Source organism: Flavobacterium sp., assembly GCF_040379285.1.
Taxonomy (GTDB): Bacteria; Bacteroidota; Bacteroidia; order Flavobacteriales; family Flavobacteriaceae; genus Flavobacterium.
In genome coordinates this window covers 1-14656 of sequence record NZ_JBEILJ010000007.1, presented here as the reverse complement: position 1 = coordinate 14656, position 14656 = coordinate 1, and the positions used below count along the sequence as shown (strand labels likewise).

16 protein-coding genes and 1 other RNA gene are annotated in these 14656 nt (G+C 41.5%); 4 read left to right on the top strand and 13 right to left on the bottom strand.

What is annotated here, in order from left to right:
• From ABWO12_RS02790 to ABWO12_RS02770, 5 genes are all read right to left on the bottom strand, one after another.
• Positions 1-1935, bottom strand: a complete 1935-nt coding sequence (locus tag ABWO12_RS02790; protein WP_353087021.1) for a BatA domain-containing protein — start codon at positions 1933-1935, stop codon at positions 1-3.
• A gap of 75 nt (positions 1936-2010) precedes the next feature.
• A complete protein-coding gene (locus ABWO12_RS02785; RefSeq protein WP_353087019.1) occupies positions 2011-3357 on the bottom strand; it encodes a DEAD/DEAH box helicase in 1347 nt (448 codons plus the stop codon).
• 221 nt (positions 3358-3578) lie between these two features.
• Positions 3579-4637, bottom strand: coding sequence for a nucleoid-associated protein (locus ABWO12_RS02780; protein WP_353087018.1), 1059 nt, complete (start codon positions 4635-4637; stop codon positions 3579-3581).
• Between the two features lie 61 nt (positions 4638-4698).
• Positions 4699-5052, bottom strand: a complete 354-nt coding sequence (locus ABWO12_RS02775) for a four helix bundle protein (protein WP_353087016.1) — start codon at positions 5050-5052, stop codon at positions 4699-4701.
• Positions 5053-5177: 125 nt separating this feature from the next.
• Entirely contained in the window at positions 5178-5717 is a 540-nt protein-coding gene (locus ABWO12_RS02770; RefSeq protein ID WP_353087109.1) for an IS1096 element passenger TnpR family protein, read from the bottom strand.
• 158 nt (positions 5718-5875) lie between these two features.
• Between ABWO12_RS02770 and yaaA the strand changes: the two genes are divergently transcribed.
• On the top strand, positions 5876-6637 hold the full coding sequence (gene yaaA, locus ABWO12_RS02765) for a peroxide stress protein YaaA (protein WP_353087014.1): 762 nt from the start codon (positions 5876-5878) through the stop codon (positions 6635-6637).
• A gap of 126 nt (positions 6638-6763) precedes the next feature.
• Here yaaA and ABWO12_RS02760 read toward each other — a convergent pair whose 3' ends face one another.
• From ABWO12_RS02760 to ABWO12_RS02740, 5 genes are all read right to left on the bottom strand, one after another.
• Positions 6764-7114: a hypothetical protein gene (locus tag ABWO12_RS02760; protein ID WP_353087013.1), complete on the bottom strand. Its 351-nt coding sequence runs from the start codon at positions 7112-7114 to the stop codon at positions 6764-6766.
• Between the two features lie 209 nt (positions 7115-7323).
• Positions 7324-7908 carry an anthranilate synthase component II gene (locus ABWO12_RS02755; protein ID WP_353087012.1) on the bottom strand — a complete coding sequence of 195 codons (585 nt, stop codon included), beginning with the start codon at positions 7906-7908 and terminating at the stop codon, positions 7324-7326.
• A gap of 74 nt (positions 7909-7982) precedes the next feature.
• On the bottom strand, positions 7983-8546 hold the full coding sequence (locus ABWO12_RS02750) for a YceI family protein (RefSeq protein ID WP_353087010.1): 564 nt from the start codon (positions 8544-8546) through the stop codon (positions 7983-7985).
• A 27-nt stretch (positions 8547-8573) separates the two neighbouring features.
• On the bottom strand, positions 8574-9206 hold the full coding sequence (locus ABWO12_RS02745) for an NAD(P)H-dependent oxidoreductase (protein ID WP_353087008.1): 633 nt from the start codon (positions 9204-9206) through the stop codon (positions 8574-8576).
• Between the two features lie 6 nt (positions 9207-9212).
• Positions 9213-9674, bottom strand: a complete 462-nt coding sequence (locus ABWO12_RS02740; protein WP_353087006.1) for a MarR family winged helix-turn-helix transcriptional regulator — start codon at positions 9672-9674, stop codon at positions 9213-9215.
• 148 nt (positions 9675-9822) lie between these two features.
• Between ABWO12_RS02740 and ABWO12_RS02735 the strand changes: the two genes are divergently transcribed.
• Complete coding sequence (locus ABWO12_RS02735) at positions 9823-10137, top strand: rhodanese-like domain-containing protein (RefSeq protein ID WP_353087004.1); 315 nt, start codon at positions 9823-9825, stop codon at positions 10135-10137.
• Between the two features lie 29 nt (positions 10138-10166).
• On the opposite strand, the gene ABWO12_RS02730 is transcribed toward ABWO12_RS02735, so the two are convergent.
• The 3 genes from ABWO12_RS02730 to ABWO12_RS02720 all read right to left on the bottom strand — a co-directional run bounded on the left by ABWO12_RS02730 (position 10167) and on the right by ABWO12_RS02720 (position 12608).
• Positions 10167-10364, bottom strand: coding sequence for a hypothetical protein (locus ABWO12_RS02730; RefSeq protein WP_353087002.1), 198 nt, complete (start codon positions 10362-10364; stop codon positions 10167-10169).
• 593 nt (positions 10365-10957) lie between these two features.
• Positions 10958-11355, bottom strand: a transfer-messenger RNA (tmRNA) gene (gene ssrA / locus ABWO12_RS02725).
• A 65-nt stretch (positions 11356-11420) separates the two neighbouring features.
• Positions 11421-12608, bottom strand: coding sequence for a serine hydrolase domain-containing protein (locus tag ABWO12_RS02720; RefSeq protein WP_353087001.1), 1188 nt, complete (start codon positions 12606-12608; stop codon positions 11421-11423).
• A 208-nt stretch (positions 12609-12816) separates the two neighbouring features.
• On the opposite strand from ABWO12_RS02720, the gene ABWO12_RS02715 reads away from it, so the two are divergent.
• Entirely contained in the window at positions 12817-14019 is a 1203-nt protein-coding gene (locus ABWO12_RS02715; RefSeq protein ID WP_353086999.1) for an NAD(P)-dependent oxidoreductase, read from the top strand.
• A gap of 79 nt (positions 14020-14098) precedes the next feature.
• Positions 14099-14656 (top strand): glycoside hydrolase family 97 N-terminal domain-containing protein (locus ABWO12_RS02710; protein WP_353086998.1); only part of this gene is annotated, 558 nt, incomplete at its 3' end.

Here is a 14656-nt window from a genome sequence, read left to right as displayed (position 1 = left end):
TTATCGGATTATTTTTTGAATGGCAATTTCGATTAGCAAGAAAAGTAAAGCCAAAAGAATACACCATTTCCAAATTACAGTATCGCTTCGATCCGCTTGTAAGGTATCAAACAATTGGTCGGTAGCCGTTATTTCCTCCCATTCTGCCATCCAATTGGAGGGTACCGCTTGAAGGTCGCTCTCTGTTCTAGGGTAGTTGAAACTCAATTGATCGACGGCTTCTTTTTTACTTAAAAGCGTGTAATTGCCTGCCCGTTGCGGTTGGGTCGAGAAAGTAAGTTTCACCTGATTGTAAAGCCTTTGCTGTTCGGGAATGACTTTAGTTTCATCCTTTAGTAAGGATACAATTTCATCCTCACCGAGCGATATTGCAGCAATGTAGGGGCGACTGCTTCCGATGGTAGAGGCTTTGACTCCCGTTTTTTGGCTATTGAAGGCCATGTTATACAGCGTTGGCACAATCAAGTACGGTGAGTTTTTAAAGTTACCCCACTCCTGACGAAGGGGTGCAGAGAAACAATAAATCGATCCTGCCCCACGGGTAATGGCACTCAAAAAAGGACGCTGATCGTTGCATTCCAAAACGGTTGGAAAAGAGGTTTGTACCGAGTAGCCAGCCTTTGAGGTTGGGTATTGAAAATTCTCCGTTTTCTTTTCAAAAACTCCCGCATACAAGGGGTGATTGAAATTGATTTTGGTCACCAATCGATCGGTCACTTTCCAATCTTGATACACATATCCGCCACCGAGGGCATTGAGTAAGGCGTTGTACGAACTAACATTGGTATCGGGGGCAGGAATAAGAATCAGATTTCCACCCTGTACGACAAAAGCTTTTAAGGTAGTTTGTAGTGATGCAGGTAAAGTTGCTATTTCGTTGAGTACAATCGCATCTTGTTTTTCCAGAAGCGCGTAGGGTAAGGTCGCTAGGGTTGTGGCCGTGTATTCAAATTCGTCTGGGGTGTAAATTTTAGTTAGAAAAGTTGCGGGCGCCGATTCGCTTATACTCATGACCCGACTTTTTTCGGGTTTTGAGAGTGAAAAATAATAGGTGTTATCGTACTCTAAACTGTTGTCATTGAGCGATACATAACCGTTAAACTCGGTTTTTGGAAGCGTAAATTTTAGGGTTTGTTTCGGTTGATTGAACGTAACTAAGGTTTTGGCTACCAATTTTTGACCGTCGTACAAAGCCACCGGTACCGCCTCGGAAGTGGCTCCATACGAGCGCAATGCCACTTCGATTTCATAAAATTGATCGAGCGTTTGATCGAGGTAGACACTGTCAATGGCGAAGTTTTGTGTTTTTTCGGCTTGTACCTGAATGTAATACCCTTTTTCGTCATTATTCAAGGCTCCCAAAGCTTCGGCACGGGTACCCACACCGTCGGAGATCACAACGATATCTTTGCGAAAAGCAGAACGGTGGGCGCGAACTTGGGCAATCAATCGTTCCGGTTCAAAGGGTGTAGCGCTATAGGAAAGGTTTTGCAGTTCTCGTTGAATCGACTTGATGTCGGTATTCCAAAAACTCTCAGTGTTGGTGAGGAGCGAAAAGTTGGCACTCTCAGGGGCTTCCGCCAGAATGTCTTGCACTGCACGTTTGAGCAATTCCCCTTTTTTGCCTTTGGCTTGCATGGAAAACGAATTGTCTAAAATAATGTAGAGTTCGTTTTTTGCATTTTTTGCTTCTTTGGCTTCCCAAAACGGTTGCGCAAAGGCTAGAATCAAAAAGGTAAGCAGTAACAGGCGGGTGGCAAGAAGTAAGTATTTTTTGAGGGTCGAACTTTTTCGGGTTTGTACAACTAATTCTTTGAGGAATCGAACGTTGGTAAAGTATTGCGTTTTAAAGCGCCGCAATTGAAACAAATGCACCAAAATCGGGAGCACCAAAAGGGGGAGAAAAAAGAGAACTTCCGGGTGTTTAAATTGCATTGTCGGACTTACGTTTGTGGTTTCAAAAATAACAAAAATAACCGATGTAAGAAGCCTTTAACGGGAATTTAGCGCTTATCCTTTTTTGCGTTTTTCATTCCTTTTACGCTCAACAGCTCGGTTGCGTGGTGCTGTTTTTCGCGGTTTTCGTTTGCCGGGTCCTCCTAAATTTACTTTCTTATTTTTATCTTTTTTCTCTTGAAAAGCAGTGCCTCCCTCGATTTTTGGTCGTTTGAGAAGAAACTTGATTTTCTTTTTGTCTTTTTCAAATTCCAACAGTCGGTTGACCACTTCAATTTCCTCGGGAAAGGGAATAAGTGTGAGTTCTTTTTCCATGAGCATTTCTGCTTCAAGTTGGATTTCCTCTTCACGCGGACTGATGAAACTAATCGCAGTACCCGATTTGTCGGCCCGTCCCGTTCGTCCGATACGGTGGATGTATTGTTCGGGACTTTCGGTCATTTCAAAATTGATGACGTGGGTAATGTCGGAAATGTCCAATCCCCGCGCCATTACATCGGTGGTGACCAACCCACGAAGCTCGCCCTTTTGAAAAGACGCCATGGTATTCAGTCGGTAGTTTTGCGATTTGTTGGAATGGATAATGCCCAATTGTTCAGGGAAATCAGGTTCTAACGCTTGCGCAATCAAGTCTACGGACTTTTTGTTGTTGGCAAAAATTAGAATGCGTTCCATCGAAGGGTCGCTGTGCAACAACTGTTTGAGCAGATTTAGTTTGGTCAAAAAGTTGGGCACTCGGTAAACATATTGTTCTATTTTTTCTAATGGGGTTCCTGAGGGGGCCAAACTAACTTCTTCGGGGAAATCAAAATACTCGTCCAACATCGCATCCACTTCATCGGTCATGGTCGCTGAAAAGAGAATGTTTTGGCGTTTTTGACGCATCATCGAAAGGATGGCCGTTACTTGAGCACGGAAACCTAAGTTTAGAATTTCATCAAATTCATCGATAATGAGTTTTTGTAACGTATCAAAACGCACTACATTGTCCAGGGCCAAATCCATAATACGTCCGGGAGTACCTACCAAAATATCTACGCCCTCATAAACAGCTTTCTTTTGGGTGTTGATGTTTACGCCTCCATATACGCCAAGGGTGCGAATGGACATGTATTGGGTAAGTTGGGTCACCACCTCGGTAATTTGTACCACAAGTTCACGGGTAGGAACAAGGATCACGACACGAGGGGTTTCAGAAGCCATAAATTTCCACGGTTTCAAAACAGGTAGGAGGTAGGCCAATGTTTTTCCCGTACCGGTTTGCGCAATTCCGATGACATCTCTTCCCGAACTAATCACCGGAAACGCTCGTTGCTGAATGGGAGTAGGTTGGGTAAGTCCCATTTCGTCAATCGCTTTTTGGAGCGCTTTGGGCAATTGCAACGATTCGAAAGTGGTCATGGTAGTTGAATTTCGGGCAAAGGTATGAAAAAGAAGGCAGTCATCAGTCGTAAGTCGTAAGTCATCAGTCACCAATTACTAGTCACTAGTTTAAGTCATTATTTGATTTGAAATAGTAATTCTCCCCCTCTGGGGGCTGGGGGGCTAGTCACTAACACCCAAGAACAAAAAAGCCCAACAAATCATCGATCTATTGGGCGTGGTATTAGAAAAAATCTGGATTAACTTTTTTGTTCTTTGTTGAAATACACCAGGTAGTAATACATTTGGCGTTCTTCATCCCAGCCTTTTTCAACAAACTTTTCGGCACTGTCGGGGTTTACAAAATCCAATTTGATTTGGATATTGGTGTCCAAATTGATCACATTTTTTATCGAACGTCTTGCATCAGAAACCGCTGCATTGGCAATCGGAAAGGAAGTCACGTCTTCAATGCTATACTTTTCTCCACGATCGGCTTTGAAACTCTTGAATTCGGGAATCAATTCGGGGTTTTCAATGACCTCATTGAGAAACTTGGTCTCTTCAAACGTATCGTTTTTGGCAAAGTGATTGACAGCACGATTCATGAACAGTACCTCTTCTTTTTTATCCTCGGCAGGGAAAACCACTTCTTTGGCGAACTCTTGACAAAACTTCAAATATTTTTTTGTCATGTAATTTTCATCTTGAAAGGCATCGACCGATAAAAAGTGTTCCAGCCAGTACCGCGCATCATAGCGGTTGCTATCTAAAGTGAGGATTTTGTAACCCTCTTCTTTTTTATAGTTAAAAATTAGACAGCCTTTGTCCAATTTATTGAGATTAATCCCTTCCTGAAGGATCATTTCCAAATTACTACCGCGTTCTTCAAATTGCAAAAAATCAGTCCGTAATTCGCTTTTAAACACCCCTAGGGCATCCACGGTTTGATTGTCGATGGAAATGTTGGTTAAATAAGTTATATACACTTCCCCATTCTTGATGTGCGGATGATTCGATTGTTCAAAAAGGTGCCGAGTGATTTTTTTGGATACCTCATGCACACTGCTGGGGTTGGTAAACACTTCGGTGGCTAAATTGAACATTTCGTTGTATTCCAAATCGACATCATGCGCAAACTGGAAGTAGTTCTCCTCTTTTTCCCGAAAAGGGCGAAAAAAGAACTCTTTGAGCAAGGGCACAATTTCATCGGTCAAACTATAGGTAGTCTCCGATAAGAATAGGTTTTCATTTCGACTTTTGTTGCCCACACGGTGAATTGATAAGGAGTCGATATGGGTGTTAAATAGATTGAGCATAGTTATTAGCTTCTGAGATGCTGAGCCACTAGGCTTCTGAGTCTGGTGAACACAGCATTAATTACACATTTATTTTTTTGATGAACGATACCAATATTACTTCAATTTCTGTACTGAAATTCCAAAGTCGTTGGAACTGTTCTTGATTGATATATTCAATATTTTTTGCAATTTCGAGTTGGGTTTGAAATTCGAAAAGCGAACCTAGGGCAATTCGTAAAAAACGAATAAAATCTTTATTACTATTTCGAGCCTTACCTTCAGCAATGTTACACGGAATTGATAGTGCCGACCTTCGCATTTGATCGGTTAAGCAATACTGCTCCGTTTTGGGAAATTCTAGGGTAATCTCATAAGTTGTTGTCACTAAATTCATGGCTTTTTGCCAAACAATTAAATTTCGATACGTGTTCATGGCTCATATTTTTGCCAAGATATGACAACTTAAGGTGAACTTTCCGAATGTAACCATTTGTGATCGGTTAAGCTATATTGGCGGGAAAACAGCTCAGTTACTCAGAAACTCAGCAGCTCAGTAGCCTAATTCCAATTTTCCTCAAACCCATAATCCTCAAAATGATCATCGCCGCCAAACATGTCCATGTCCTCCTCATCCAATTCGTCTTCAAAATCATTATACGATTCATAGTCCCCATCGGCTTCGAATTGTTTTTCCAAGGCTTCTGCTGGCATCTCTCCGTGTGAAAATAGCAATTCAGGGTAGGTAGCACCAGGTACAGGTTCTTCTATCGCCGCCAATTCGACCAAAAACGTCCACATGCTGATAAAATCATATACATAAATGATTTTGGTCTGATCCTCGTTAAGGAGGTCTTGCAACTGGAAGTCAGCCATCGTTCGCATTTCGCCAGGAGTGTCGCCGGTTTCAAACATCGGAATCTCGTCCTCTTGGTTCCACGTATCGTCGCAGGTGTAAAAAGAGGCAACTTCAGTCCCATCAAAACCAAAAGCGTTAACCAAAGCATTGTGTAAATCCTCAAGAGTTGCATTGTCTTCGATAGCGATATCGCGAAAAATATCGTCTTCAGCGTCCAAGATAGCTCGGAATTTATAGATCATCATACGGGTATTTTTTTGAGCGTTCAAAGATAAATTTAATTTTAGAAAATGGGTTCCAAAAAGGGCAATTGTTGATAAGATTTTGAGCGCAAAGGAAAGGGCATTGTTGGACGTCCGAGGGAAAGTCCTTATTTTTGGAAGGCTAAAAAAATACGGCTATGAAAATGGTTATTTCACCGGCTAAATCGCTTGATTTTGAGCGGACGGTTCCCTTTACTCAACACACAACTTTTGATTTTGCGAAAGAGTCAGCGGCGATTGACAAGATCTTAAAGAAACTCAAACCACAAGATTTACAATTGCTTATGGAGATTTCTCCTGCCTTGGCAACTTTAAATTGGGAACGCAATCAAGGGCGTGACGTCAATGCAATGACAGCCTCCAATGCGCGTCAGGCCCTGTACGCTTTTGATGGTGACGTTTACACAGGATTGGATGCCTATACTTTGACAGCGGCACAAGTGCACCGTGCGCAAGAACAACTTCGGATTTTATCAGGTTTATACGGACTATTAAAACCCTTGGATTTGATGCAACCTTACCGCTTGGAAATGGGAACAAAATTATCTGTGGGGAGTGCAAAGGACCTGTATGCCTTTTGGAAACCCAAATTAACCAAGACCTTAAATGCTTCGATGGAGGAGGGGGAGTTGCTGCTCAATTTGGCAAGTACGGAATATTTTTCTGCCTTGGACGCTAAGCAGTTAAAAGCTCGAATTATTACACCCGAATTTAAAGATTATAAGGATGGCAAGTTGAAAATGATTAGTTTCTTTGCCAAGAAAGCCCGTGGCTTAATGGTGCGCTATGTTCTAGATACTCAGGCTCAAACCCTTGAAGCGTTGCAGGGCTTTCATTATGAGGGTTATGCTTACGACCCATCGCTGAGTACAGACAAGAAATTGGTCTTTACCCGTTAAAATATAAAAACCTCCGGGGACTACTCGGAGGTTTTCTGATTTAGAGTGCAAAAAAATAGTATGACTTACGTGTTTTTTTCTAAAACAAGTCACCGAGATTTTACCCTACCTAATTTTTTATTTTTTTTACAAATACAAGTATTCCTCGTAATCATGACGGTTTTCTTGTGCAGCTTTTTTGTGATCGCGTGCCAATTGTTTCATCGCATCAACCCCTTTGCGTGCACATTGTTTGATCTCTCTGAGGTGATAGGCGAGTTGTTCCAATCGTTTGCGTTCTTGCTCATCGAGTTTATTAGCCAAGTCCAAAAGCAAGGCTTCCCATTCTTTTTCTTGTTTTTGGTGTGCTTCAAATTCGCTATTTAGCTCCTCCAACAATTCTGCAATCTCCCTAGAAATATCGGTGTGTAGGGCCTCCGTCTTGCGTTGGAGTTCTTGAATTTCTTTTTTGCGCTTTTGGTTGTCTAATAGTCCCATAACTGAATGATTTTGTATAATCCCTTGATTATTAAATAAATGTATAAAACCTGAGTGTAATGTAAAAATAATGTTAATAACTTCTTGCACGAAACGACGCTATCTTGAGGATTTATAATTCAAAACGGGCACTTTTTTAGGTATAAGTAAAATCTATATTGAATTTTTAAAAAATTGTAATTCAATAGTTAACGTTTCTTTTAGTAAAGTTATAATTTAAAATAATATCGCGCCAGCCAATGTTGTAAAATTGTTTTTCCCATAGGCGTTAAAATACTCTCAGGATGGTATTGAACTCCGTAAACGGGTAAGTCCGTATGCCGAATAGACATGGGATGACCCTCAGGGGTTTGCGCAGTAACCACCAAAGTTTTGGGAAGTGTGGCAGGGTCGATAATCCACGAATGATAACGTCCTACGGTGAGTTGCTGCGGAAGGTTTTGGTATAGTACATCCGTAGGGTCGGTGGTGTCAATAACAGTTGCAACTCCATGTTGTACGGTATTTAAATTCTGTAGTTTAGCTCCAAATACTTCACCTATAGCTTGCATACCAAGACAGATGCCTAAAATGGCTTTTTCGGTGGCATAACGTGCAATTAACGCGTTTAAAATTCCCGCCTCATGGGGTAATCCTGGGCCGGGAGAAAGTACAATATGATCAAAGGTCGCGACCTCCTCAAGTGTGATTTCATCGTTGCGATACACCACTACAGGAACGCCAAGAGCTTCGATATAATGAAGTAAATTATAGGTAAAACTGTCGTAGTTGTCAAGGAGTAATATGGGCTTCATGGTTTCAAAGATAGCGAGAAAATTAAAAAAGCCCCAGCGCGAACTGAGGCTTAGTATCCTTATTTGATTTGAAATTAGAACCTAATAGTTACGGTTAAATCAAACTCGTCGTTGATGGTTTTGTTACCCAAGTTGTCAAAGAAACTACCTGAACCGTATTTGATGCCGTATTTTGTTCGGTCGATTTTAAAGCTCGTAGTTGCAGTTGAACCGTTTACTTTCAATTCAAAAGTTACTGGAGCTGTTACATCTTTAATGGTCAAGTCAGCTGTCACAACATACGTGCCGTTTCCTTTGTCAACCAACTTTTTGAAAACCAATTTCGAAGTGGGATATTTTTCTGTTCCAAAGAAGTCATCATCTTTCAAGTGACTGTTTAAATCATCTTGGTTTTCACCTTGTAAATCAGTTGCATTGATTGAAGTCATGTCTACTAAAAATGAGCCCCCTGTCAATTTTTTTCCTTTGAAAATTAAGGTACCTCCTTTGAAGTCTACGACGCCATTGTGTTGGCCGGTAACTTTTTTACCAACCCATTCGATTTTACTTTTAGCGACATCAATTTTTTTGTTTTGCGCTGATGCAATGGTAGCGGTGGCTACGAATAAAGCTACTGCAATTGTTCTCAATTTTTTCATGATTGTAAATATTAAATTAGTGTTGAATTAAAGGGTTTCAAATAATAGGGATTCGCTTTTACGAACTTTTGGTGCGTGCTGTGTAGCATCGTCATTGTGGCGGTATCCAATAGCACAAACCACAGCTGCGTTAAGGTTGCGTTCGTTCAAGCCTAAGATTTGGTTGTACTGTTGTGCGTCAAAACCTTCCATGGGGGTCGTGTCAATTTTCAGTTCGGCCGCCGCATTCATCAAATTGCTCAAGGCAATGTAAGTTTGCTTGGCCGTCCAAACGTTGCGCGCTTCTTCAGGAATACTATTGATGGTATTTTTCATAAAATCCATGTATCCTTGTACATCACTTAAGGCAATGCCACGGGTTTGTACCATATTCTCAAAATACGCATCGATTTGGTCGTTTCCAAGGTTCAATTCATTGGCAAATACCACTAAATGCGAGGCATCTACAATTTGTGATTGCCCCCATGAGGCAGGTTGCAATTGGGCACGAAGCGCTCGATTTTCAACAAAAATTACTTTGTAGGGTTGTAAACCATACGAAGAAGCCGATAAGTTGATCGCGTCTTTCAAGGTCGCGATGTCGGCGTCACTCACTTTGCGCGTAGTATCATATTTTTTGGTGGCATAACGCCAACGGGCATTTTGATTAAATTCACTCATAGCAAATTACATATTAAGGGTTCTAAATTTTTCTAATAAATTGTTTAGTTGGATGATTTCCTCCTTGCTCAAGTTTTGGGCAAAAAGTTGCTCGTGCGCCAACACTACGGGTTCCAATTCTTCAAGCAAGGCCAAACCTTTGTCGGTGATTAATACCTCCATTTTTCGACGGTTGTTGGGACAAACGTTTCGGGTCACCAAATCTTTCAGAAGTAGTTTGTCAATCAATCGCGTGGTATTGCTGTTTTTGGTAACCATGCGCTCTTGAATGACACACATGTTTGCAGGTTTCCCTTTTTGTCCACGAAGAATTCGCAATACATTGTATTGTTCTCCCGAGAGATCATAAGGCTTAAGTACCTCGTAAAACTTTTCAGCAACCACGTTTTGAGTCACCATCAAATTGAAGATTACCCGTTTGGTATTACTTAACGTTAGACTGGATTGAATGATTTCTTCAATTTTCATAATTGTAATTACAAAATTACTAAGTTCAAAGGTATGGTAATCCAAATTATTTGTATATACAAGCGTGAGTTATAATTTTGTTAAACTTTTCTAGTACTTTTTATGATTGTGTTGCAGTTTGTGGTATTTTTGGATCAAAATAAAAACGATGCAACACTTATCTCAAGAGGCTTGGGCCGCGCAATTGGCCGCTGATGAAAAGGCTGTAATTTTAGATGTCCGCACCGAAGAAGAATGGGCTGAAGGGATCATTCCGGGAGCCATCCTTAATGATATTTATAAAGGACAAGGTTTTATTTATCGCTTACAAGAGCTGGATCCTCAAAAAAACTATTACGTGTATTGTAAAGCAGGCGGGCGAAGTGCGCAAGCGTGTCAAATTATGGATCAAATGGGATTTGCACAAACCTACAATTTGGAAGGGGGTATAATGCAATGGAACGGCGAGGTCGTTCAACCCTAGTGCTTTGCACGGTGGTTATCCCGTGTCTTTTAACATAAAATCGTATAGAATGTTTTGATTTCATCATGATGCCATTGCGTAGTTCGCACACTTACCTCAGGGAGGTCTTTGCGGCGAATGCGAAGCGTATACGAATGAAATCGATACACTGCGGCATATCCAGCCAAAATTGTTCCCAGTCCCCCCAGACAATAATCCCCCACAAGGGCAGCGTTTCGGCATTCCATGCCATTACAGACCAAAGTAATCCCACACCAACCCCCATGAATAGGTTGATGGTGTAGTTTCTTTTTTTGATTAAATGAACACTGGATAGGGTTTTCAAATCCAATTTTTGTTGTTCCCCTCCCTACAATAAAAGCACCTGCTCATGAGTGATGAGTCCAAATTTCTTACTCAAATACACACGATGTTGCGCTACAGGGTAGGTGGTCATAGATGGGACATTTTCTACTATATACCAAAACAAGTTTCCCTTTGTTTTACCCTACTTTACAATAGTGATCAGTATCAAAGGAATTCAAGATTTCAATCAGTAAAGAATGTATTGTAGATTTTCTTCAAGAACCTACGCAAAAAGGAGATATTGCAATGGGATTATGTATGTACTCAATACTGCTAATATTCATTCGGAACGTATTGAAAATTTATATTTTAAACGGGGGAATTTACCGCAAACCCTTACGGGAACAGGAGTGGATGGAAAGCCCAATTGTTAATTGAACCCCTTTCAAAAACAGAAGGTAATACGAAATACTACGATGCTTTAGTAGTTGTTTTTGTTTGAAAAAAAAGCCTGCTCCTTGTTGAGCAGACTTTTTAGTGGAGTCGCCGAGAATCGAACTCGGGTCCAAACAAGCAATCCAATAGCTTTCTACACGCTTAGTTCTCGATTGAATTTTCGTCAAAAAGCAAGGCCAAGAACTGCCACTTTTTGCTTAGCTTTATCCGTGTCAGAAAGGATTCAAAGCATTACCTTTCCTAGGTTTACTTTTACGGTTCACCTGGACCAACCGCCATAAACCAAGGCTTTTGAGGTGAATCTAGCTTCTCGTCATTGACGAGACTAGGCCAATCGTACTAAACTTCGGATTAAGCAGCTAAAGCGTAATTATTTTCGCCGTTTATAAAGTCGTACCTTTGGATTAACGAGCCAAAAGTACAAGGCTCGACGTGCTTACGATTCAATTCCACTTGCTGTCAAAACCAGTCGACCCCAAAGTGAACCCCAACTTGAATGGGAACGCAAAGGTACATAAAGTTCCTAGAAATTGAAAAATTGTTTAATCGCCATTCGTGGCGGTGTCGCCAAGCGCAAAAGGATAATTACCAAACAATGCACATAAATTTTTCAGCTGATACGTTTTCTTAGTATACTTATTCGACAAGGCAATAATGACCGTATTTTCCTCGCGTAACGAAATATAACTCGAAGTATTCCCATGCCACCAGCCGTTATGGTAAAACAGTTTTTGTCCCGTGGCCCATTCCCGTAAACGAATGCCCAAACCATAGTTTTTTTCACCTTTGGCCTCATAACTGTAGCCTTTGAAAACTTGTTGAAGAAGGTCAGGACTCAAAAATCCGGGGGCGTTGCGGGCTAAATCAAATTTTAATAAATCCCTCGGAGTTGAATAGATGTTTTTATCTCCATACACCGCATCCAAGAAATCAAAACCATATTTCACATAATTGTACTTGTACGAAGGAGTCGCTTTTTCTTTGGGCGTTTCCTCATCAAAAACAAAGGTATGAGTCATTCCTAGGGGATCGAAAATGATTTCTTTCATGGCGTCACGGTATTTTTTACCCATAACTTTTTCAATCACCAAGGCCAGTAGGGCATAATTGGTATTGTTGTAACTGAAATGCGTATCGGTTTTGGTTTCCAATGGGATATTTTTGGTCATCAAAATGTGCAGCAAGTCTTTATTCGTCAAGGTCTTTTTGCGTCCCCAAATTTTAGCATCGTCACAAAAATAATTGTACTTTTTCATGCCACTTCGGTGATTTAAAAGCGTACGAATGGTCACGTCTTTGTAAGGAAACCCTCGGAATAAGCTGGTTAACTTCTGATCTAACTTGAGTTTCTTGGTATCGATAAGTTTTAAAATAGCCGTGGCTGTCAATACTTTACTCACCGAAGCGATATGCAAAGGCTTGTCCTCAGCATTGAGAATGTTTTGCTCCTTATCGGCATAACCTTCGTAACGTTCGTAAATGATTTCTCCATTTTTGGCCACCAAAAAACAAATGTTTTCAAATTGGTTGTTGAAAAACTTTTTGATGTATTTCTCGATTTCGTTGCGTTTGGCATTTTTGTAACTCTCAGCCAATTTTGGTAACGAATCGGAGGCAGGAACCATCGCGTATTCTGGCCCTGTATGCTCCTTCTGCTGTCCTCCCGATTGTTGACAACCAATGAAGAGCAAAGCGGTGGTTACTACCGTATATAAATAGTGCTTTCGCATGATGAATTTGTTCGAAAAAAAACAAATATAAGTACCGTGAACGCGCTTTTGTTTTTGAAAAAAGCTAAAAACTAACAAAATTATTAACAGCTCTTGTAAGCGATTGATAATGAAGGAACCATCGTAAAATGAATTTTTAGGAAAAGTTTTGAAATCGATTTCGTTACCCGTACTTTTGGGCGCATTCAATTTAAAATAGGCAATAGCTATGGTATTTGGTATCGTAAAAGAACGTAAGTCTCCTCCCGATCGTCGCGTGGTTTTTACCCCCGAAGAATTGGTCCGATTGCAACAGGCCCATCCCGAGGTTCGTATCAAAGTGGAATCCTCCGACATCCGCGTGTTTCCCGACGAGGCTTACCGCACAATGGGACTCGAAGTGACCACCGATATGCAGGACTGCGATGTGCTTTTCGGAGTGAAAGAAATTCCCGTAGACGCGTTATTGCCCGGGAAAAAGTATTTCTTTTTTTCGCACACGATCAAAAAACAACCGTACAACCGTGCTTTGTTGCAAGCTATTTTAGCCAAAAAAATCGAACTCTATGACCACGAAACGATTGTGGATGCCCAAAACAAACGGCTCATCGGATTTGGACGTTATGCGGGTATAGTGGGCGCCTACAACGGGTTTAGAGGATTTGGCATCAAATACGAATTGTTCACCCTTCCCAAAGCCGAAACACTACAAAGCAAAGACGATCTTATTGCGCGGTTGAAGCGTATCCTTTTGCCCAATATCAAAATTGTATTGACCGGTAAAGGAAAAGTCGGAATGGGCGCCAAAGAAATTCTGGACGGAATGAAAATGAAATCGGTTTCCGTCGAAGATTTCTTGACCAAAACCTACACCGAACCCGTGTATACACATATCGATGTGATGGATTATAACGTGCGTTTGGACGGACAATACCTCGGTAAAAGTGACTTTTATGCCCATCCCGAAGCCTACACTTCCCATTTTGAGCGGTTTACCAAAGTCGCCGATGTATTTATGGCAGGTCATTTTCACGCCAACGGTTCCCCCGATATACTCACCCAAGCCATGCTGCAAGCCCCCGATTGCAAACTCAAAGTAGTTGCAGATATTTCGTGTGATGTAAACGGACCCATTGCATGTACCACTCGCGCGACAACCATCGCCGACCCGTTTATGGGCTATTTGCCTAGAGAACATCGCGAAGTGCCTTACACGCATCCCGGCGCCATTATGGTGATGTCGGTGGATAATCTGCCTTGTGAGTTGCCCAAAGATGCCAGCGAAGGATTTGGGGAAATGTTTATGGAACACGTGGTCCCCGCCTTTTTTAACGGCGATAAAGACGGTATTCTACAACGCGCCAAGATGACCGAAAATGGACAGTTGACACCGCGATTTGCTTACCTGCAAGACTACGTAGACGGCCATTAAAAAATACAATCCTGAGTTTGCACTCGGGATTTTTTATTTCCCTCGGTTATGGTATCTTTAGCCTTTTAAATGCATTCGTATGAAACGTTTCTTTGGATGGCTTGGCTTTTTCGTCCTAGCCGCAACTTCTGCGCAAACCGTAACCGCTCCTGGAGGCAATCTGTCGCTAACTTTTCAATTAACCGACAAAGGACAACCGGCCTACAGTGTTCGGTTTAAAACCCAAGATGTCGTACTTCCTTCTACCTTAGGGATGCGCATTAAGGATTTACCTGCCTTGACCGAAGGCTTTGAAGTCCTGAAAACCGAGTCCAACGTTGTTAACGAACCTTGGACACCCGTTTTGGGAGAAACTGCCGAAATTCCCAACCACTACACCCAACTCACCGTTGCCCTTCGCCAAGCGGCTACAGGTCGTTTGCTCACCCTTATTTTTAAGGTATACGACGAAGGTGTTGCATTCCGCTACGAATTTCCCAAACAGCCGCAACTCAATTATTTTATCATAGAAGACGAGTTGACGCAGTTTAATTTGAATGGTAATCATAAAACATTTTGGATTCCCGGCGACTACGACAGTCAAGAATATGCTTATAACGAAACCTTTTTTGCCGATATCGACGGGGCAAAAATCGAT